Below are 21,294 nucleotides of genomic sequence, written 5' to 3' on the forward strand. Positions count from 1 at the left end.
GTTACGGATCAGGAGACCATTCGTTTTTGCTCGCCGCCGGTTTCGAAATCATATGGGAAGCCGGTGAGAACGAGATTGCACGCCGCCGTGCGCGTCCCGCGATCAGCGGTCGCTGCGACGAAATGCTTCCAGTTCAACGGTCGAACATACTGTGAATAGCGACGCGGATTTGATTTGGAGCGTATCGGAATTGAAAGGGGAATAAGTTCATGGTGCGATTTGCTCATTGCATACCATTCTTGATAGCCGCATTGGGATCCAGTCCTGCGATTTGTGCGCCACAAGGCCTATTGAACAAGACCGTAACGATATCGTGGAGCACCTCAGGCACCGCTACCAGTGCCGACGGCGGGGCCAAAGGCTTTACCAACATCAATACCCGCGTGGTATATGTCAGCTCCGCCGGTCGAACGTTCCTGCGCATGCAGATCAGGTCTTCCGGTCGCAAAAACGCCGCGCGGGGCGCCGATAAGGGCCCGGGAGAAGGAGGCTCAAAGGGTTCCGTGCGCATTGAAGGCAATCGCCTCGTCGGAACGGAAGCCTTCGCCAGCGGCGCTCGACAATACGTCGCAACATTCGATTCCGGTTTTTCGAGCTGCACGTTATCCGTTATCGACGCCAAAGCAGGGGGCGCGAAGATTCAGCGCCGTGGGCCGGACGGAGTGATGTACGTGGTCGATTCCGTCAGCACGGGTTCGCCAACTTGCTCGGTACAGAGCGGCAATGCCTTCTCGGGCAACTAGAAAGGACAGCATGGGCCGCAAGATAGCGATCGTCGGAGCCGGCGCGGTCGGCGGCTATGCCGGCGCCCATATGGTGCAGGCGGGCGAAGACGTCACCTTCATCGATCCATGGCCCGAACACGTCGAGCACATGCGAAAGCATGGCCTGCGCGTCACCCACGCCAGGGACGTCGCGGAATTCACCGTCCCGGTGCGCGCGCTGCACGTCACCGACGCACAGCAGCTGGCGCGGGAAGCGCCTGTCAACATCGCCTTCGTCTGCATGAAGTCCTACGACACCGCCTGGGCCACCATGCTGATCCAGCAGTATCTGGCGCCGGATGGCTACGTGGTGTCGCTGCAGAACTGCATGAACGAGGAAACCATCGCCGGCATCGTCGGCTGGGGCAAGACGCTGGGTTGCATCGCCAGCAGCATCACGGTCAATCTGCCGGGGCCCGGCCACATCCACCGCGGCGCCGGCAAGCACGGGGCAGCGCACACCGTGTTTCGCGCCGGCGAAGTGCATGGCCGCATCACGCCACGGGCGGAGGAAATCTGCCGGCTGGTCGGTTACACCGACAGCGCCAAGGTAACCAGCAATCTATGGGGCGAGCGCTGGTCGAAGCTGGTCGCCAACGCCATGGGCAACGGGCTGTCTGCCTGCACGGGTCTACCCGGCGGCGAGATGCTGCACAACGAGCCGATCCGGCGCTTCTCCACCCGGCTCGGCAGCGAAGCGATCCGCGTCGGACAGGCGCACGGCTATCAACTGGAAGAGATCCTGCATTTGCCGCCCGAGACCATCGCGCGTGCCGGCGAAGGCGACGAAGCCGCGATGCGCGCCTGCGACGCGCAGCGCTTCGAGGACAGCAAGCGCACCGCTGCCGGCCAGCGTCCCTCGATGGGCCAGGACATGGAGAAAGGCCGCCGCACCGAGATCGAATTCCTCAACGGCTTTGTGGTGCGCGAGGGCGAAAAGGTCGGCGTCGCCTGCAGCGCCAATGCCGCGCTGACGGATATCGTCAAGCGCGTCGAACGGGGTGAGCTGAAGCCGGACCCGCGGCATATTACCGAGCTCAGGTTGAATTGAGTTGAATATGACGCGTTGAGCCTACACCGCTCGCACAAACACCGCTGTCATCGCCCGGCAAAGACCGGGCGCCCCCGTATTCCAGAGGCGCCACGATAGAGCCGCGGCGGACTGGGCGGATTCAACCGGTCGTCGCAATACTTCTATAAAAGGGGGTTGCGATGATACGAACGGTTTTACAATCGCCCGGCCGTCCGAGCGATCGTGCGTCTTGATCCACGTCAACAGCGGTCGACCAGCTCCGGATACACATGGACGCCAACCGCCTTGGAAAGAGTCATGTCCAGTAACAGAATAGTTGTGCCTTCGACCAGGGCGGAACACACTCCGTCCGCACCGACTCCGTCAGTACAGATTCCGTCGGTTCGGACCCAGCCAGTATCGTTGCCGCCGGCCGAGGAAAGCGTCGGCAGCGAAGCCTTCCGCGCCATCGACCGGATGCGCGAAGCTCTCACCGCGCAGTCGACGGGAGGAATTTCTCCGGCGTCGCTGGCGCTCGCCTTCTTTGACTGGTCCATCCATCTTGCGTCGGCTCCCGGCAAACGCCTGGAATTGATCGACAAGGCGTCACGAAAAGCGACTCGTCTGATGGCTCACTGCACAGCTGCAGCGCGCAATCCCGATGCGCCGCCGTGCATCGAGCCGTTGCCGGGCGACTACCGGTTTCGCGCCGAGGGATGGCACAAGCAACCCTACAATTTCCTGGCTCAAGCCTTCCTGCTCAATCAGCAATGGTGGCACAACGTCACCCGCGAAGTGCCCGGCGTCGCGCCGCACCATGAGGAGGTGGTGTCCTTCGCCGCGCGCCAGTTCCTCGACATGTTCTCGCCCTCGAACTTCCCGTTCACCAACCCCGAAGTAATCGAGAAGACCGTCGAGACCGGCGGGGCCAACCTCATCCGCGGGTTCCAGAACTGGATGGAGGACGTCAGCCGGCTGATCACCAGGCAGCCCCCGATGGGCACCGAGAATTTCAGGGTCGGCAGGGACGTCGCCGTCACGCCCGGAAAGGTCGTTTACCGGAACCACCTGATCGAACTGATTCAATATGCGCCGTCGACGGAGACGGTCATGGCCGAGCCGGTGCTGATCGTGCCGGCCTGGATCATGAAGTACTACATCCTCGATCTGTCGCCGCAAAATTCGCTCATCCGCTATCTGGTCGGACAAGGCCACACCGTCTTCTGCATCTCCTGGCGCAATCCGACCGCCGAAGATCGCGAGCTTACCCTGGACGATTACCGGCGTTCCGGCGTCATGGCCGCGCTGGAGGCCGTCAGCGCCATCGTTCCCGGACGAAAGGTCCATGCGACGGGGTATTGCCTTGGTGGAACGCTGCTATCGATCGCGTCCGCCGCCATGGCCCGCGCCGGCGACGACCGTCTGGCGACCGTTACTCTGCTGGCAGCCCAGACCGACTTCACCAAACCCGGTGAGCTCGCCCTTTTCATCGACCACAGCCAGATGCATTTTCTGGAGAGCATGATGTGGAACAAGGGCTACCTCTCCGCCGACCAGATGGCAGGCTCCTTCGAGCTTCTGCGTACCAACGACCTGATCTGGTCGCGGCTCGTGCACGAATACATGATGGGCGAGCGGATGCCGATGACCGATCTGATGGCGTGGAACGCCGACTCCACCCGCATGCCCTACAAGATGCATGCGGAGTATCTGCAGCGGCTTTATCTCGACAACGAACTCGCGGCTGGCAGCTTCATGGTCGACGGGAGGACAGCCGCGCTCCAGAACATCCGCGCGCCGATGTTCGTCGTCGGAACCGAGCGCGATCATGTCGCGCCATGGCGGTCGGTCTACAAAGTCCACTATCTCACCGATACCGACGTCACCTTCGTGCTCACGAGCGGCGGTCACAACGCCGGCATCGTCAGCGAGCCCGGCCACCCGCACCGGCATTTTCGCATCGCTTTCAAGCGTAACGCCGATACGTGTCTCGCCCCGGACGAGTGGGCTGCGGCAGCCGGGTCGAAAGACGGGTCATGGTGGGTGGATTGGACCGGCTGGCTCGCCAGCCATTCCGCGCCGGAGCAGGTGTCGCCGCCTGCCATGGGCGCCCGCGAAAAGGGTTATGCGCCGATCGAGGATGCTCCAGGCACCTACGTCTTCCAGCGCTGATGCCGACAGATTTGGGAGGTAAATCGTCCGCCCGGTGACCGTGGCCAAGACCGCGACGGCAGTGTATCAGGAGCATCCATTACAGCTGTCGAACCACGGAACCACGCTTGACCCAGAACCCCGCCACAAAGCCCTTTGTCGAAGTACTCTCCGGCCGCAGGCAGCCGGTTCCGCCGATCTGGATGATGCGGCAGGCCGGCCGTTACCTCCCCGAGTATCGCGAACTGCGCGCCAAGGCCGGCGGCTTTCTCGACCTGTGCTTCACGCCGGAATATGCCGCGGAAGTGACGATGCAGCCGATCCGCCGCTTCAACTTCGATGCCGCCATCATCTTCTCGGACATTCTGGTGATCCCCCACGCGCTCGGCCGTTCGGTGCGGTTCGAAGTCGGCGAAGGGCCGCGGCTCGACCCAATGGACGCGCCGGACAAGGTCGGCACGCTGGCCTCGAAGGGCGACTTCTCCAAATTGGAGCCAGTCTACGAGGCATTGCGCCGCGTCCGCCGCGAGCTCGATCCCAAGATCGCGCTGATCGGCTTCTGCGGCGCGCCGTGGACGGTCGCCACCTACATGGTGGCCGGACAGGGCACGCCCGACCAGGCGCCGGCGCGGATGATGGCCTATCGCCACCCCGAGGCGTTTTCGAAGATCATCGACGTGCTGGTCGAGAACTCGATCCAGTATCTGCTGGGACAGCTCAAGGCCGGCGCCGACGTGCTGCAGATTTTCGACACCTGGGCCGGCGTGCTGCCGCCGCGCGAATTCCAGCGCTGGTCGGTGGAGCCGACGCGGCGGATCGTCGAAGGCGTGCGCAAGCAGGCACCCGACGCGAAAATCATCGGCTTTCCCCGCGGCGCCGGCGCGCAGTTGCCGGGCTATGTCGAGACCACCGGCGTCGATGGCGTCAGCATCGACTGGGCCGCCGAGCCGTCGCTGATCCGCGAACGCGTGCAGACCAAAGTCGCGGTGCAGGGCAATCTCGACCCGCTGGTGCTGATATCAGGCGGCGAGGCGCTGAACCGCGCGGTCGACGACGTGCTGGCGAACTTCGCCGGGGGTCGCCTCATCTTCAACCTCGGCCACGGCATCCAGCCGGAAACCCCGATCGCGCATGTCGAGCAGATGGTGCAGCGGGTGCGGGCGTATCGGGGGTGAGGCGACAAGCCACAGATCCCACCTCCATTCGCTTGTCATCCCCGCGAAGGCGGGGATCCAGTACGCCGAGACTTCTCGGTTGAACTCAATCGTCTCTGGAATACTGGATCATCCGCCTTCGCGGATGATGACAATCTGCTTGTTGAGAACAGCTTGGCTTAATCCCTCGGCCGGCTGCGCTCGATTATCTCGGCCGCACCTTTGGCCAGCAGCTCCAGCCCGACCGCGCGGCCGAGTTCGCGCGGGCGATCGGCCGGGCCTTCGCGCGTGACTTCGATGAAGTGCCCGCCGGCTTCGTCCAGCACCGAGGCGGTCAGCGTCATCTGCACGCCGTCGATCTCGGAATATCCCGCGATCGGCGAGTTGCAGTGGCCGTTGAGCACCCACAACACCTCGCGCTCGGCGTCGCAACTCAGATGCGCCCAGGGATCGTCGATCAGGGACAGATAGCCCCGGGTCTGCCAGTCGCCGGCGGCGCATTCCACCGCGACGATGCCCTGCCCTGCCGCCGGCAGCATTTCGCGTGGTGAAAAGTCATGGGCGATCCGGTTCGAAAGACCGACGCGCTCCAGTCCGGAGCGCGCCATGATCAATGCGTCGGCCGGACCGACCTCGCCGCCGCCGGGCAACCGCTGCAGCTCGCGGTTGTCGAGCTTGCGCACACGGGTGTCGGCGGCGCCGCGAAAGTGAATCACCTCGATTTCCGGTAACAGCCGCCGCGCATAGGCGGCGCGGCGCACCGCGTTGGTGCCGATCCGGAAACCCTTGCCGCCAGAGCGCCTGATCTCCTCGAATGAAACGCCGGGCCGCAGCACCAGCGCATCGGTCGGCGGATCGCGCGCGAGCGTCGCGCCGATCACCAACCCCGGCGTGTCCTCGTTGCCCGGCATGTCCTTGAGCGAATGCATCGCGGCATGCAGTTTGCCCGCCCGTATGGCGGCGCGGATTTCGGCGACGAAGGCGCCGCCCTTGCCGCCATGCATCAGCAGCTTGCTGGTCTGGTCGCTATCCCCGACGGTCTCGAACTTGACGATTTCGACCTCGAGCCCGGGCGCCGCGGCCCGCAGCCGCCGGGCAATTTCCTCGGTTTGGGCCAGCGCCATGGTGCTCTTGCGCGTGCCGATCCGCATTGAAACTGCCACCAGAGGCTCCATTCGATCATTGCGCGCGCAAGGCTTCGGCGCTGCCCCCTTCTATCCGCAAATCGCCGATGTCACAAATCCAGATACGTAGCGGATGGAGCCAAGAGGTAGGCACGCAGCGCCCGATGGCGCAATCCGGGACGGTGGCTCTGCGGCGCACGGCTTCCCGGATTTCGCTTCATCGGTCGTCGCTACGCGCCGACCATTTCGCTCCATCCGGACTACGGACCGTTTGCTACCGCCCGACCAGCGCCAGGATCTTCACCGCGGCGCGCAGATGCGGCTTGTCGATCATCATGCCGTCGATCTTCACTACCCCGGAATTGGGATTGTCGTCGAACGCCTTGATGACCTTCTCCGACCACGCGATTTCCTCTTCCGTCGGCATGAAGGCGGCGTTGACGACGTCGACATGCCTGGGGTGGATCACGGCCTTCGACAGGAACCCGTCCTGACGGGCGGCGATCGCCTCTTCCTTCAAGCCGGCGAGATCGTCGATGTCGGTGGCGATGGTGTCGATCGCCACCACGCCGATGGCGGCGGCGCTGATCAGGCAGAGGTCGCGCGCCAGCAGGAACGGGCTGTGAAAGCGGCCATTGCTGCGGTTGCGCGAGGCGCCGAGCGAGGCCGCGAGATCTTCAGCACCCCACATCATACCCCACAGCCGCGGGCTGGCGCCCTCGAAGTCGAGCAATTTCGTCACCGCCCGCGCCGTCTCGGTCGCGACTACCACGATCCGCGTGGTGCCCTGCCCGGTGCCTGACGCGGCCTCGAAGGCGTCGAGATACAAGGCCAGGTGATTGACGTCGGCGGCGCCTGCGCATTTCGGCAGCACGATGCCGTCGGGCCGGCCCGGCATCACGGCGGCGAGGTCGCCGAGCGTCATCCCGGTATCGAGCGCATTGACGCGAATGTAGATCTTCTGGGCGGGATTTCGCGCATCGAGCATATCGCGCGTAATGCCGCGCGCGGCTACCTTCTGGTCCGGCGCGATCGAATCCTCGAGATCGAGGATCAGCGCGTCGGCCGCGGTCTTCTTCGCGCTTTCGTATTTTCGCAGGCTGTCGCCGGGAACGAACAGGAATGAGCGCATCGATTTCAGGCCTTGGGTTGCGGTTTGCAATGCATCAGTCCGGTGCGGCGGCAGCTTGCCACCACCTCGCCGCGCTGGTTGGTCGCGGTGTGCTCGAACTCGACGATTCCCTGGGTCGGCCGCGACTGGCTGAGGCGCTTGGAGATGATTTTGGTATGCGCTTTCAGCGTGTCGCCGTGAAACACCGGTTTCGGAAACTTGACGTCGGTCATGCCGAGATTGCCGATGGTGGTGCCGAGCGTGGTGTCGTAGACGGTCATGCCGATCATGATGCCGAGCGTATAGAGGCTGTTGAACAGCCGCTGGCCGAATTCGGTATTTTTGGAGAATTCAGCATCGATATGCAGCGGCTGCGGATTCATCGTCAACAGGCTGAACATGGTGTTGTCCATCTCGGTGACGGTCCGGCTGAATTCATGATGATAGTCCCGGCCGACCTCGAACTCCTCGAAATACAGTCCTGCCATGGTGTCCCCCGTTTTCAGGTGTTGATTCGCGTCAATGATCCGTCAGCGCCCGTTGTATTTCGGCGCCCGCTTCTCGACGAAGGCGTTGAGCCCTTCCTGACAATCTTCCGTGCTGGCGACAAGCGCAAAACTCTCGGCCGCATTCTCGATGGCGCGGCGATAATCCGCATCGACCGCGCGCATGAAGGCGTCGCGGCCAATCTTCATCACAACAGGAGATTTTGCGGCGAATCGCAGCGCGATGGCCCGCGCGCGCTGCAGCGCGGTCCCTTTCGGAACGACCTCGCTGACCAGCCCCATGCGAAACGCGGTCGCGGCGTCGAAGGGATCGCCGAGGAACAAGGGACCAAAGGCCTGGTGCTTGCCGACCAGCCGCGGCAATTGCACGAAGTGCAGCGCCGGAATCAAGCCGACGTCGATCTCCGGGTAACCGAACGTCGCGCCGTCGCCGGCAATGACCATGTCGCAGGAGATCGCGATGGTCATGCCGCCCGCCCGCGCCGCGCCGTCGACGGCCGCGATGGTCGGCTTGCCCATCCGGTACTGGATGTCATTGAGCGCGAAATACAGCCGCTCGAGAAACCCCTTGGTCTCGGTCGCGCGCTTGCCCCTGATGATGTCGAGGTCGAGTCCGGCGCAGAACACCTTGTGGGCGCTGGCGACGATCACTGCGCGCACGTTCTCGTCGTCCCGTGCCTTCGCCAGCGCCGCCAGCAGTGCGTCGATCAAGTCCAGGCTCAGCGCATTGACCGGGGCGCGGTCGAGCGTGATCTCGGCAATCGCATCCGAGACGGCATAACGAACCAATTCCTGGGCCATGACGCATGGTCTCCTGTTGGTCAGGCCCGGCGGGCGGAGGTGCGGACAATGCCGGCGCTGATCAGACGCTCGATGGCGTCGGCATCGAACCCGGCGTCGAGCAGAACCTCGCGGCCGTCGGCGCCGATATCCGGGGCCGGACACAGGTCATCTTCCGACGGTCCCGCGATGCCCGGCGTGCGCGCGGCATACACTTTTCCGATGCCGGGCGTATCCTGGCAGACCGCCCCCCTCGTCGCCTCGACGTGGGTATTATGCAGCCAGTCACCGGGGGTGAGGATGCGCTCGGCGATCACGTCGGCCGCGTGAAGCCGGCCGAGCCACGTTTCGCTGGTTTCGGTCAGGAATACCTCTCGCAACTGAGCCATCAAGATATCCGCCGAGTCCGCGCGCCGGGCAAAATCCTGATAGCGCGGATCGCCGGCGAGGTCTTCCCGCTCGATTGCGGTGCAGAGGCGCTTGTACTGCGCCTCGTTCACCAGCGTCACCATGATCCAGCCGTCGCGGGTCTGGTAGGAGCCTGCCGGCACGTTGAGCGCGCGCGGGGCGCCGCCCTCCAGCACATGTTCGGCGGCCTTGTGGCCGAGCAGCGCGGCGGTCGACTGCGCGAGGTTGACGTCGATCCAGCGACCGGTGCCGACGGTGGCGCGGGCGAACAGCGCCGTGGCGATGGCCTGGAACGCATAGACCCCGGTGGCGACGTCGGAGATGGTGTGACCGACCCGATGCGGCACCTTGTCATTGCCGAGATTGACCGAGACCAGTCCGGAAAAGGCCTGCGCCACCGAATCCGAGCCAGGGCGCTTCGAGTAGGGACCGTCCTGCCCGAAACCGGAGATCGAAAGATAGATCAGGCCGGGATTGTCGCGCGACAGTTCCTCATAGCCGATGCCGAGCCGGGCGGCGACGCCGGGACGGAATCCTTCGATCAGCACGTCGGACTCTACGGCGAGCCGCTTGGCGATCGCGATGCCCTCGGCGTGCTTCAGGTCGAGGCACAGGCTGCGCTTGCCCCTGTTGTAGACCGCCGACAGCGCGGTATGGCTGCCATAGGTGGTTCCGAGGTAGCGCGACCAGTCGCCCTCGGGCGGTTCGACCTTGATAACCTCGGCGCCGTAAACGCCCAGCAGCATCGCACAATAGGGCGACGCGATGCCCTGCCCGAAGTCCAGCACCCGCAAACCGCGATAGGGCGCTTCATGCGTCGGCGACATCTTCCGTTTGGCGGTCATTTTTTGTTTTTCTCAAGCGGGGGTCCGCAGAGAGAGAAGAGGATGGCTTTGGATGAGTCAAGCGCGCGCCAGCGCGGGTCGCCCTGCGCTGGAGACGTGGTTCGAGGATGATCCGGAAGCGACGCTCAGGCGCGCTCGGCATGCTCGATGGCGCGGATGGCGCCACGCAGTTCGGCGAGGCCGCGCAGCCTGCCGATCGCGGTATAGCCGGGATTGGTCCGCTTGGTTTCCTGGAGATCGTCGAGCATGCGGTGGCCGTGATCGGGCCGGAACACGATCTGGTCGCCGGCCGTCCGGCGCCGGTTTTCCGCCAGCAGCGCCTTCAGAACCGCGATCATGTCGACGTCGCCGTCGAGATGATCGGCCTCGAAGAACGACAGGCCGTCGGCCTCCCGTCTGGTCGCCCGCAAATGGGCAAAGCCGATGCGCGACGCGAACCGCTTCGCCATCGCGGGAAGATCGTTTTCCGCACGCACGCCGAGCGAGCCGGTGCAGAGACAAATGCCGTTCGCCTTCGAGGGCACGGCATCGAACAGCGCCTGGTAGTCTTCCGCTGATGAGGCGATGCGCGGCAGACCGAACAGCGAGCGCGGCGGGTCGTCGGGATGCAGCGTCAGCGTCACGCCGAGCGCTTCCGCCACCGGCGCGACCCGTGCGAGAAACTCGATCAGGTGTTGGCGCAACACCTGCGAGGTGATGCCGCGGTATTGCTCGAGCCGGTCGCGAAACTGCGGGATCGAGAGCGCATCGGTGGTCGAGCCGGGCAAGGCGCTGGCGATCACCATCACCATGTAATCGATATCGGCCTGGCTCATCGCCTCGTACACCTGCTTCGCCCGCGCCTGGGCGGCGGGCGAATATTCCGCCGTAGCGCCGGGCCGCTGCAGAATGTGCAGATCGAACGCCGCAAAACGGTTCTGGTCGAAACGCAGCGCGCGGGCACCGTTCGGCAACTCCCATTCGAGATCGGTGCGGCACCAGTCGACGACGGGCATGAAGTTGTAGCAGATGATCCGGATGCCGGCGGCGGCCACCGCTTCCAGGCTCGCTATCCAGGCCTCGATCGAGCGCGTGGCCGCTCCCCCGAGCTGCTTTACATCGTCCGGCACCGGAATCGATTCCACCACCGACCAGGTCAGCGGCGAGCGTCCGGACGGCCCGCTCTCGACGATCGCTTTGCGCTGCTCGACCGCCGCACGGGTCCAGGCCTCGCCGATCGGTATCTGATGCAGCGCGGTGACGACATCGGTCGCACCGGCCTGCCGGATATCGTCGAGCGATACCGGATCGTCGGGCCCGTACCAGCGCCATCCCTGCAGCATCATCGAAAATCCCTCAATGCGCCGTGAGCACGACCTTGACGCTCTGCGAGCGATCGAGCGCCAGCCGCATCGCGTCGGGTGCGCCGGCCAGAGGACGCTCGGCCGTCACCAGCGCCATCACGTCGACGCTGCCGTCGGAGATCAATTCGACCGCGGTCATGAATTCGGAGCCGAACCGGAACGAGCCCCGGAGATCGATCTCCTTGGCCATGACGGCATTGGCGGGTACTGGAATCTGGCCGCCCGGCAGATTACCGATCTGCACCACGATGCCACCGCGCCTGACAATGTCGATGGCGCTGGCGAGGCCTGCCGCCGTTCCCGAGACTTCGAAGGCGACATCGAACGGGCTTGTCGCCGCATGCGCCTTCAATCCGTCATCGCCGCCGGAGACGTCAGCGACATGGTCGGCGCCGAGCCGGCTGGCAAAAGCCAGCGGTGCGGCGGCAATATCGACGACGGTGATTTCGGCAATGCCGGCGCGCCGCGCCGCCAGCATGGTGAGCAGGCCGATCGGGCCCGCGCCGAACACCACCGCGCGCTTACCGCTGATATCGCCGGCGCGGGCGACCGCGTGCAGGCAGACCGCCAGCGGTTCCGCCAGTGCCGCCGCCTGGTACGGCACTTGGTCCGGAATCTTGACGCACTGCTCCGGGACGGCGTCGAAGAAACTGGCGAAACCGCCCTGCATGTGCGGCGTCTTCGACGCCGAGCCCATGAAGTAGATGTTCTCGCACAGATTGAGCCTGCCCTCGCGGCACCGCGTGCAGCGGCCGCACCAGCGCGACGGATTGACGGCGACCCGGTCGCCGATCGCGAGTCCGGGCGCGCTGCCCGCGATTTCGACCACCTCGCCGGCGATTTCGTGCCCGAGCACCAGCGGCGACGTCACGACAAAGTCCCCGGTGCGGGCATGGCGGAAGTAATGCATGTCCGAGCCGCAAATGCCGCCGGCGCCGAAGCGAATGCGCACCATGCCAGCGGCAAGGCGCTCGAGCGGACGTTCCACCATGCGCAGGTCTTCCGGGCCGAACAGAGTTGCAGCCAAAGCCATCGATGTCATTTTGCAAGCCCCATGTATTTCGGCAGCCACAGCGTCAGTTCCGGGATGTAGGTGATCGCAATCAGCGCCAGCATCAGCGGCACCAGCCACGGCAAGATCGCCATCGTGGTGCGCTCGACCGAGAGTTTTGCGACGCGCGCCAGCACGAACAACACCATGCCGAGCGGCGGATGCAAGAGGCCGATCATCAGGTTCAGCGTCATGATCAGCCCGAAATGGATCGGATCGATGCCGAGCTTGAGGACGATCGGCAGCAGGATCGGCACCAGGATGGTGATCGCCGCGATGGTGTCGATGAAGCATCCGACGAACAGGATGAGAATGTTGGCGAGCAGCAGGAATACCCATTTGGTCTGCGTCAGCCCGAGGATGGCGTCGGTCATCAGCTGCGCGGCCTGCGAGACCGTCAGAAGCCAGGCGAAGATCGAAGCCGCCGTGACGATGAACAGCACCGATGCCGTGGTCTCGATGGTGTCGAAGGTGGCCTTGGCCACCGTCTTCACGGTCATGGTGCGATAGCGCACCAGCCCGAGAAACAGCGACCAGATCACGGCCGCGACCGCGGCTTCCGTCGGCGTGAACCAGCCGAGCGTCATGCCGCCGATCAGAATCACCGGCGCCATCAGCGCCATGACGGCTGAGAAATCGTAATACCAGTCGATCGCCAGCAGCACCACGAGCCCGATGCCGATCGCGAGGTTGGTCGAAACGCCGGCGAGGGTCAACAGCCAGACCGCCAACGGGAAGGCGATGACGAGCCCGATCTCGGTAGCCGCCGATCCCAGCTGCGTCCATGAGAACGGCGCATCGCTGCCCCAACCGTTCTTGTGGGCGAAATACGCCACCGTCGCCATCATGAACAGCGTCATGAGGACGCCGGGGATGAGGCCGCCCAGGAACAGCGCGCCGATCGAGACGTTCGCCATCATGCCGTAGATCACGAACGGCAGCGATGGCGGAATGATCGGACCGAGCGTCGCCGATGCCGCGGTGACGCCGACGGCAAACTCCGTGGAGTAGCCGTGATCCTTCATTGCCTTGATCTCGATGGTGCCGAGACCGGCGGCATCGGCGATCGCGGTGCCGGACATGCCCGAGAAAATCACCGAGCCGATGATGTTGACGTGGCCGAGGCCGCCGCGCATCCAGCCTACCAGCGCCACCGCGAACTTGTAGATGCGGCCGGTGACCCCGGCGATGTTCATGAGGTTGCCGGCCAGAATGAAGAACGGCACGGCCAGCAACGGAAAGCTCTCGACGCCGGCAATCATGCGCTGCGCCAGCGTCACGTCGGGCGTGATGCCCGTGACGAGAATGTACAGCAGCGACGACGTCGCCATCGCCAGCGCGACCGGAAGGCCCACCAGCATCAATATCAGAAACGCTCCGAGCAGCAGCAGCATGACGTTATTCTTCCGTTCCGTCGAATGCGCCGGGGCGCTCCAGAATCGAGTAGCCGCGCCGCCAGTTGTCGACGGCGATCTGGATCGATCGGACGAACATCATGACAAAGCCGAACAGCACGACGTAGTAGACGAAACCCTTCTGGAATTTGATCGTCGTCATCCGCTCGTCGCCGACGACCTGAATGAAGACCCAGACCAGCTTGATCGCGTAGCCGAAGAAGGCGATGCGGATCAGATCGATCGCGGTCGAAAGCGCACGTGCCGGCAGATGCGGCAGATAGCGAAACAGCAGATCGACCTGGATATGCCGCGACAGGCGCACACACATCGACGATCCCACAAACACCACGCCGATCAGGCAATAGGTCGCGATCTCCTCGGTCCAGGCGTAGCTGTCGTTGAGGACATAGCGGGTAAAGAACTGCAGGAAGACGCTGAGCGCCATGATCCAGAAGATCGCCAGCGTCAGCCAGTCCTCGAACGCGTATTGCCCAAGATCGACCTTGGGGATCGCCTCCTCCTCGAAGGTATGGGCGATCTCTTCCGCCGTGATCTGCTTGTGCACTTCGGCCGTCATGGGCTTCTCTTTGCTCGATCAGGTTTCCGCCTCTCCCCGCCGCATGCGGGAAGAGGCGGAAAACGCCGCGTGTCTTACTTGACGGCCTGGATGCGATCCCAGTCGGCCTTGCGATAGTCGAAACTCTCGAAGGTCGTGGTCTTGAGTACCGTGTCGCGGAACGCGTTCTTGTCGACCTCGGTGACGGTGAGGCCCTTGGTCTTGAAGAAATCGACCAGCTTGGCCTCTTTAGCCTTGATTTCCGCGGTCGCCTTCGCCGCCGCTTCCTGCGCCACGTCGCCGAAGATCTTGCGGTCTTCCGCGGAGAGCTTCTTCCAGAGACCGCCCGCGATCACCGTATTGAGATGGTCGACGATGTGGCCGGTCAGCACGATGTGCTTCTGCACCTCGTAGAATTTCTTCGCCTCGATCGTGGTCAGCGGATTTTCCTGGGCTTCCACCGTGCCGTTCTGCAGGGCGAGGTAGACTTCGGCAAAGGCGATCGGCGCGGTGTTGGCGCCGCAGGCACGCGGCATCGCCAGGTAGGCCGGGACATCAGGCACCCGGATCTTGAGGCCCTTCATGTCGGCGCAGGTCTTGATCGGCTTGTTCGACGTGGTGTGACGCACGCCGTAATAGGTGACGGCCGCGATGTGATGACCGCTCTTGTCCTCGTAACCCTTGGTCAGCTCCTTGAAGACGTCGCTCTTGGTGTAGGCCAAAAGGTGCTCGGCGTCGCGGAAGGTGTAGGGATAATAGGTGACGCCGATCGGCGGATAGCTCTTCGCCGCAAAGCTCGATCCGGAAATGATGATATCGACCGAACCGAGCGCCAGGCCCTGGTTGATGTCGGTTTCCTTGCCGAGCTGCGAGGCCGGATAGACGTCGATCTGGTAGCGTCCGCTGGTCCGCTTGCCGATCTCCTGCGCCGCCCATACCGAAGCGGTGTGGAACGGCTCCGACGTCTCATAGACGTGGGCCCATTTCAGTTTCGCCTGGGCCATGCCGACATTGGTCGCAGCCACCAGCGCTGTTGCCGATGCCGCCAATACAATCATTGCTCTCTTCAACATGACAATTTCCTCCACTGTTACGTTTGGTTTTTTACCCAATCGGTTCATGATTCAGCCGAACCGCTCGAATGGATGTTTGCAGGCGCCCGCCTCTGCGGCGCACCCGCTGAAATTTCTCAGCCGCTCCTGATCGAAACGCGCGATGGCGAGGCCGCCTCGGCCCCAAAACTCTGGGCAAAGCGTTCCTGCGAACAGGCGAGATGATGACGCATCGCGATCCCGGCGGCTTCGGGCTCGTGCGCCGCGATGGCGTCGCGGATCGCGTGATGCTCGGCGAGGGCAGCGCGCCACGACTCCGGATTCTCGAAGTAGTGCGCCAGCTTGGCGAAGTAGGGATTGAGCCGCTGGTCGAACAGTTCACCGACGACACGGACCAGCACCGCATTGTCGAGGCTCCCCGACACCGCAATATGGAAGGCGCGGTCATGGATCATCGAGGGCTCGCCGGGATGTTGCACCGTCGCCATCGCCACCAGCGATGCGTCGATGCGCGCGATATCGGCTGCCGTGGCGACCCGTGCCGCCTGTTCGGCGATCGCGCCTTCGATGAATTCGCGGGCCCGCAACACCTCGAACGGCCCTTCGATCGTGGCGGAAGCCGGCAGGGGGAAAGCGGGTGCCGCCGGTTCGATGACATAGATTCCGGAGCCGACGCGGATGCGGACCCGGCCCTCGACTTCCAGCGCAATCAGCGCTTCGCGCACCGTCGGCCGCGAGACTTTCAACTGTTCGGCGAGATCGCGTTCGGTCGGCAGCCGGCTGCCGACGGCGTATTCACCGCTGTCGATCAGGGCACGCAGTTGATCGGCAATCTGGCGATAGAGGCGCCGCGCCTCGACAGCTTCGAGCGGCACGCTGGTCTCCCTGTAACGACTCCCTGTGGCACATTGGCCTTACCAATTGACCGAAGGATTGACGGGAAAAGCCGCCTATGTCAAGCGAGAGGGCGAAAATCCCGCTTTTTACCTAGATTGGGCTCGATTTTGCGCCTCTCCAACGCCAGCCTCGATCTGCTTCCGGGCAGTGTTCGCCGCCCAGGGTATGACCGCGCACGGGTCACGCCGGGCATCGTTCATCTCGGCATCGGCGCCTTTCACCGGGCGCATCAGGCTGTGGTCATCGACGACCTGCTTGCCAAGGGGGCAACCGATTGGGGAATCGTCGGCGCCAGCCTGAGAAGTTCGGACACCCAGGATGCCCTCGCCCCGCAGAACTGCCTCTACACGGTGGCGACCCGTTCCGGGGCGGGCGCCGAGCACCGGGTGGTCGGCTCGGTCCTTGCGGCCGAGGTCGCCAGGGCCAATCCCGCGCGCTTGATCGCGCGCATGGCCGATCCGGCGACGCGGATCGTCTCGCTCACCATCACCGAGAAGGGATACTGCCACACGCCGCAGACCGGCGAACTCGACGAAGGTCATCCCGATATCGTTCATGACCTGAAAAATCCGGATGCGCCGCGATCGGCCGCGGGCTTCATCGTCGCCGCGCTGTCGCGCCGCAAGAATTCGGGGCTGGCACCCTTCACCGTGCTCTCTTGCGACAACCTGCCCGCCAACGGCGTTACCGTAGGAAAAATTTTGCAGCGGTTCGCCGATTTGCGATCGCCAGAACTCGGCAAATGGATCGCGGATGAGGTCGCCTTCCCCTCGACGATGGTGGACCGGATCGTACCCGAGACCACCGATGCCGACCGCGCGGCCGTTTCCGCGGCGCTTGGCATGATCGACGCGTGGCCTGTCGTCACCGAGCCCTTTACGCAGTGGATTGTCGAAGACCGTTTTGCGGCCGGCCGGCCGGATTTAGCCGCCGCCGGCGTGCAGCTGGTCACTGATGTCACACCGTTCGAGCACATGAAACTGCGGCTGCTCAATGCCAGCCACTCGGCGGTGGCCTATCTCGGCTATCTCGCGGGCCATGAGACCATCGCCGCCACCATGGCCGACCAGCGCTTCGCGGCGTTTGCGGCCCAGGTGATGGACGAGGCCGCGGTGACGCTGACGATGCCTGCAGGAACCGATCTCGCGACCTACAGTCAATCGCTGCTGAAGCGGTTTTCCAATCCGGCGCTGCATCACCGCACCTGGCAGATCGCGATGGACGGCTCGCAAAAGCTGCCGCAGCGGCTGCTCGGCACGATGCGCGACCGGCTGGCGCTGAATCTACCGATCGACACCCATGCGCTCGCGGTCGCCGGCTGGATGCGCTACGTCACCGGCACCGACGAGCAAGGGCAGAAGATCGACGTGCGCGACCCGATCGCGGCTGAACTGGCTGACATTGCAAAGGCGAGCGGTCCGGTTGCGGACCGGCTGGCCCCGGCGCTTTTGAACGTCAGCGCGGTGTTCGGCACGCTGGGGACCGATCCCCGCATGCGCAAGGCGGTCACCGCTGCACTGGCGCGGCTCTATCAGCTTGGCGCCGGCCGGGCGCTGCCGAAGTAACGGGTATTGTTTCGCCGGAAGCCTTCGATCAGCGCATCTATTCCGTTACGGGACGAAGCTTGATCCCAATCAATAATCCGGATCGGGTCGCAGACTACGCTTGATGCTTGGCGGCAACGGCCATCATGCACCCGGAGCCTACGCGACATGAACAAGCAGCTCGGCACCGGCGCAGCCGAAAGCGGGGAAGCGTTGCCACAGGGGCCGCCTCCGTCAGGAGTACGCCCGGTCAGGGAACCGCCGGCGCAGCCGCGATTTGCGAGCCGGCGCTGGATCATCCTCGCCTTCGCCGTCCTGCTGCTTGCGGCGGCCGGCGGCATCTGGTGGGCGGTCGGCGGCGGCGACGCCGTCGTTCGATATGAAACCGCGCCGGTTACCACCGGCGCAATTGCCCGCGGTATCAACGCCACCGGCACGGTCAATCCGGAATTGACCATCATCGTCGGGACCTATGTCTCCGGCGTAATCCAGGAATTGACCTGCGATTACAATACCCAGGTGAAGCGCGGACAGATCTGCGCCAGGATCGACGGACGTCCCTACCAGAGCATTGTCGATCAGGCGAAGGCCAACCTCGCCGTCGCGCGCGCGCAACTGGAGAAGGACAAGGCATCGCTGACCTATGCCAAGGTGGCGTATGAACGGCTGGCGACGCTGGTCGAGACCAAAGCCGTATCGAAAGACGCCTACGACAGCGCTCACAGCGAATACTTGCAGGCCCTGGCCCAGATTACATTCGACGAAGCGACCATCCAGCAGCGCCAGGCCGTGCTGGATGCCGCGCAGGTCAACCTCGATTACACCAGGATCATCTCGCCGGTGGACGGCACCGTGGTTTCGCGCAACGTCACCATCGGGCAGACTGTCGCGGCCAGTTTCCAGACTCCCACGCTGTTCCTGATCGCCACCGACCTCACCAAGATGCAGGTTGATGCCAATGTCAGCGAAAGCGACATCGGCGGCGTCAAACAAGGCAACAAGGCGACGTTCACCGTCGATGCCTATCCCAAGCGTGTATTCGAGGGCGTGGTCAGCCAGGTTCGGCAGTCTCCGCAAACTGTGCAGAACGTCGTCACCTACGACGTCGTCATCAGCGTCCAGAATTCCGATCTTGCGCTCAAGCCGGGCCTCACCGCCGCGACGCGTATCCTGATCGATCAGCGTGCCGACGTGCTGCGGGTTCCGAACCAGGCGTTGCGCTATGTCCCGAGCGGAAGCGCCGTTCGCGAAACGGCTCAGCCGCGCATCTTTGTGCTTCGCGACGGCAAGGTCACGCCAATTCAGGTTGCGACCGGCCTCGACGACGATGAATTTACCGAGATTACTCAGGGCGATCTCAAGCCGGGCCACGACGTCATTCTCGGCGAGGCGCGCAACGCGGCAAAGGCGCGCGCGAGCGTGCCGCGGCCGCGACTCTGATTGAACGGCCGACACAGCGGCGATGGACTGAAATGGCGGAGCCGGTCATCAGGATTGAAGGCGTGTCGCGTACATATCATGTCGGCGATATTGACGTGCATGCGCTTCGCGAGGTCAACCTGACGGTAGAGCATGGCGAGTTCATCGCCATCATGGGCGCGTCCGGATCCGGCAAGTCGACGCTGATGTCGATCCTCGGTTGTCTCGACCGGCCGAGCTCCGGCCACTACTGGTTCGACGGCATCGACGTCGCGCAGCTTGCCGAGCCCGATCTCGCGGGCCTGCGCAGCGAGCGGCTCGGCTTCGTGTTCCAGAGCTTCAATCTGCTGCCGCGCACCAGCGCCATCGACAACGTCGCCCTGCCGCTGCTGTACGCGATGTCCGGCCAGGGCCAGGCGCGGGTGCGCTTCGAGCGGGCGCGCGCGGTGCTGGACAAGCTCGGGCTGAGCGACCGCGAACGCAACACGCCCGGCCAGCTCTCCGGCGGGCAGCAGCAGCGCGTCGCCATCGCCCGCGCCCTGGTCAACCAGCCGAGCCTGCTGCTGGCGGACGAGCCGACCGGAAATCTCGATACCCGCAACTCCAACGAGATCATGCAGACGCTCAGTTCGCTCAACCGCGAACAGGGCGTCACCATCATCGTGGTAACCCACGAACCCGACGTCGCGGCGTTTGCCGACCGCGTGCTGACCATGCGCGATGGCCAGATCATCTCGGATGTTCGCAAGCCAAAGCTCGAAAGGGCCGCCGCGCCGGCAGCCGCAGCGGCCGGCCCGGCACGCGAACAGGCCCTGCCCTCCCCGCTCGCGCCGTCGCGCTTCGCTGCATCGTCGGGCGCGTCATGGCCGTTCGCGTGGATGGTGATGACGGCGGCGGCGGAGGCGATCTGGCGCAACAAGATGCGTTCGGCACTGACCATGCTCGGGGTCTTCATCGGCGTCGCCGCCCTGATCGTCATGGTGTCGCTCGGCCAGGGGGCCAATGAGGCGGTCCGCAAGGAAATCGCAAGGCTCGGCACCAACCTGGTGGTGATCGTGCCGGGCGCCGCCACAAGCGGCGGCGCACGCGGCGGCTCCGGCAGCGCATCGACACTGACCGTGGCCGACGTTCAGGCGATCCGCAGGGAAGCGCCCGCCGCAGGCGAAGTGAGCTATCTGATCCGCCAGTCCGGCCAGATCCGGTTCGCCAGCCAGAACTGGACCACCGGCATCCAGGGCGTCAGCTTCAACTACCCGCCGATGACGAACTGGCAGATCGTCGCCGGGCGGGCGATCACATCGGAGGACGAGCGCAGCGCCGGACTTGTCGTCGTGCTCGGCGAGACCGTGCGCCGGCAATTGTTCGGCGCCTCGCAGAACCCGATCGGCGCACTGGTGCAGGCCAAAGGCGTCTCGCTGCGGGTGATCGGGGTGCTCGGCAGCAAGGGCCAGACATCGTTCGGCCAGGACCAGGACGATCTCATCATGGTTCCATTTACGACCGCCGAGCGCAAGATTCTAGGAGTGGCGGCGCCAAGCCAGGCGCAAACCGCCATCAACTGGATCTATCCGACGCCGCCGAATCCCTATGGGCTGCAGCCGCGCCTGACCGGTTTCGTGAATCAGATCTACGTGCAGGCGGTGGACCAGAACAGCATTCAGACCGCGATCGGCCAGGCCACCGATATCCTGGCCCGCCGTCACCGCATCAAGCCGGGCGCCAGCAATGATTTTTCGGTCCGCAACCTCAGCCAGATCGCCGAGGCCGCGGAGGGCAGCAGCCGCATCATGGCGCTCCTGCTGGCCTCGGTGGCCTCGATATCGCTCCTGGTCGGCGGCATCGGCATCATGAATATCCTGCTGGTCTCGGTGACGGAACGGACCCGGGAGATCGGACTGCGGATGGCGATCGGCGCCCGACGGCTGCACGTGCTGCTGCAGTTTCTGGCCGAGGCGATCTTCATCAGCGTCAGCGGCGGCATCGTCGGAATTGTCATCGGCGCGGCACTTTCACTGGCGGTCTCCGCCATCACCGATTGGCCGGCGCCGATATCGCTGGCAGCCATCTTCGGGGGATTCCTGTTTTCGGCCGCCGTCGGTATCTTCTTTGGCTACTATCCGGCCCGCAAGGCCGCCCGGCTCGATCCGATCGAAGCGCTGCGCTACGAGTGAGAGGTTTGA

19 protein-coding genes are annotated in these 21,294 nt (G+C 64.3%); 7 read left to right on the plus strand and 12 right to left on the minus strand.

Features of this window, described 5'->3' with window-relative positions:
• Positions 1-8: 8 nt before the first annotated feature.
• The gene (locus tag Q7U29_RS25365; protein WP_304745990.1) at positions 9-227 is read right to left on the minus strand and encodes a hypothetical protein; all 219 of its coding nucleotides are present in this window, start codon (positions 225-227) and stop codon (positions 9-11) included.
• Between the two features lie 63 nt (positions 228-290).
• Here Q7U29_RS25365 and Q7U29_RS25370 point away from each other — a divergent pair, with 63 nt between their 5' ends.
• From Q7U29_RS25370 to hemE, 4 genes are all read left to right on the plus strand, one after another.
• Positions 291-743: a hypothetical protein gene (locus tag Q7U29_RS25370; RefSeq protein WP_304745992.1), complete on the plus strand. Its 453-nt coding sequence runs from the start codon at positions 291-293 to the stop codon at positions 741-743.
• 10 nt (positions 744-753) lie between these two features.
• Positions 754-1,815 (plus strand): ketopantoate reductase family protein, encoded by a 1,062-nt coding sequence (locus Q7U29_RS25375; protein WP_304745994.1) that lies wholly within the window; start codon positions 754-756, stop codon positions 1,813-1,815.
• A 279-nt stretch (positions 1,816-2,094) separates the two neighbouring features.
• On the plus strand, positions 2,095-3,948 hold the full coding sequence (locus tag Q7U29_RS25380; protein ID WP_370691827.1) for a PHA/PHB synthase family protein: 1,854 nt from the start codon (positions 2,095-2,097) through the stop codon (positions 3,946-3,948).
• A gap of 107 nt (positions 3,949-4,055) precedes the next feature.
• Complete coding sequence (gene hemE, locus Q7U29_RS25385) at positions 4,056-5,102, plus strand: uroporphyrinogen decarboxylase (RefSeq protein ID WP_304745998.1); 1,047 nt, start codon at positions 4,056-4,058, stop codon at positions 5,100-5,102.
• Between the two features lie 158 nt (positions 5,103-5,260).
• Here the strand turns inward: hemE and hemC are convergent, their stop codons facing one another.
• The 11 genes from hemC to Q7U29_RS25440 all read right to left on the minus strand — a co-directional run bounded on the left by hemC (position 5,261) and on the right by Q7U29_RS25440 (position 16,129).
• Positions 5,261-6,232, minus strand: a complete 972-nt coding sequence (gene hemC, locus Q7U29_RS25390; RefSeq protein ID WP_370691828.1) for a hydroxymethylbilane synthase — start codon at positions 6,230-6,232, stop codon at positions 5,261-5,263.
• A gap of 247 nt (positions 6,233-6,479) precedes the next feature.
• Positions 6,480-7,337, minus strand: coding sequence for a CoA ester lyase (locus tag Q7U29_RS25395; RefSeq protein WP_304746003.1), 858 nt, complete (start codon positions 7,335-7,337; stop codon positions 6,480-6,482).
• 5 nt (positions 7,338-7,342) lie between these two features.
• Entirely contained in the window at positions 7,343-7,804 is a 462-nt protein-coding gene (locus tag Q7U29_RS25400) for a MaoC family dehydratase (RefSeq protein ID WP_304746005.1), read from the minus strand.
• Positions 7,805-7,846: 42 nt separating this feature from the next.
• Positions 7,847-8,623, minus strand: a complete 777-nt coding sequence (locus Q7U29_RS25405; protein ID WP_304746008.1) for an enoyl-CoA hydratase/isomerase family protein — start codon at positions 8,621-8,623, stop codon at positions 7,847-7,849.
• Positions 8,624-8,643: 20 nt separating this feature from the next.
• Complete coding sequence (locus Q7U29_RS25410) at positions 8,644-9,855, minus strand: CaiB/BaiF CoA-transferase family protein (protein WP_304746010.1); 1,212 nt, start codon at positions 9,853-9,855, stop codon at positions 8,644-8,646.
• Between the two features lie 125 nt (positions 9,856-9,980).
• Complete coding sequence (gene uxuA, locus Q7U29_RS25415; protein ID WP_304746013.1) at positions 9,981-11,180, minus strand: mannonate dehydratase; 1,200 nt, start codon at positions 11,178-11,180, stop codon at positions 9,981-9,983.
• 10 nt (positions 11,181-11,190) lie between these two features.
• Positions 11,191-12,240 carry an L-idonate 5-dehydrogenase gene (locus Q7U29_RS25420; protein WP_304746014.1) on the minus strand — a complete coding sequence of 350 codons (1,050 nt, stop codon included), beginning with the start codon at positions 12,238-12,240 and terminating at the stop codon, positions 11,191-11,193.
• Positions 12,237-13,643 carry a TRAP transporter large permease gene (locus Q7U29_RS25425; protein ID WP_304746016.1) on the minus strand — a complete coding sequence of 469 codons (1,407 nt, stop codon included), beginning with the start codon at positions 13,641-13,643 and terminating at the stop codon, positions 12,237-12,239. Before Q7U29_RS25425 ends, Q7U29_RS25420 begins: the two co-directional genes overlap by 4 nt.
• Positions 13,644-13,647: 4 nt before the next feature.
• Entirely contained in the window at positions 13,648-14,223 is a 576-nt protein-coding gene (locus tag Q7U29_RS25430; protein ID WP_304746018.1) for a TRAP transporter small permease, read from the minus strand.
• A gap of 74 nt (positions 14,224-14,297) precedes the next feature.
• Positions 14,298-15,206, minus strand: a complete 909-nt coding sequence (locus tag Q7U29_RS25435) for a sialic acid TRAP transporter substrate-binding protein SiaP (protein WP_370691829.1) — start codon at positions 15,204-15,206, stop codon at positions 14,298-14,300.
• A gap of 185 nt (positions 15,207-15,391) precedes the next feature.
• Positions 15,392-16,129, minus strand: a complete 738-nt coding sequence (locus tag Q7U29_RS25440) for a FadR/GntR family transcriptional regulator (protein ID WP_304746022.1) — start codon at positions 16,127-16,129, stop codon at positions 15,392-15,394.
• A gap of 129 nt (positions 16,130-16,258) precedes the next feature.
• Here Q7U29_RS25440 and Q7U29_RS25445 point away from each other — a divergent pair, with 129 nt between their 5' ends.
• The 3 genes from Q7U29_RS25445 to Q7U29_RS25455 all read left to right on the plus strand — a co-directional run bounded on the left by Q7U29_RS25445 (position 16,259) and on the right by Q7U29_RS25455 (position 21,285).
• The gene (locus Q7U29_RS25445; protein WP_304746055.1) at positions 16,259-17,716 is read left to right on the plus strand and encodes a mannitol dehydrogenase family protein; all 1,458 of its coding nucleotides are present in this window, start codon (positions 16,259-16,261) and stop codon (positions 17,714-17,716) included.
• A 147-nt stretch (positions 17,717-17,863) separates the two neighbouring features.
• Entirely contained in the window at positions 17,864-19,135 is a 1,272-nt protein-coding gene (locus Q7U29_RS25450; protein ID WP_304746024.1) for an efflux RND transporter periplasmic adaptor subunit, read from the plus strand.
• A 62-nt stretch (positions 19,136-19,197) separates the two neighbouring features.
• Positions 19,198-21,285 carry an ABC transporter permease gene (locus Q7U29_RS25455; RefSeq protein ID WP_304746026.1) on the plus strand — a complete coding sequence of 696 codons (2,088 nt, stop codon included), beginning with the start codon at positions 19,198-19,200 and terminating at the stop codon, positions 21,283-21,285.
• Positions 21,286-21,294 lie beyond the last annotated feature (9 nt).

It is taken from the genome of Bradyrhizobium sp. (assembly GCF_030654605.1).
Taxonomy (GTDB): domain Bacteria; phylum Pseudomonadota; class Alphaproteobacteria; order Rhizobiales; family Xanthobacteraceae; genus Bradyrhizobium.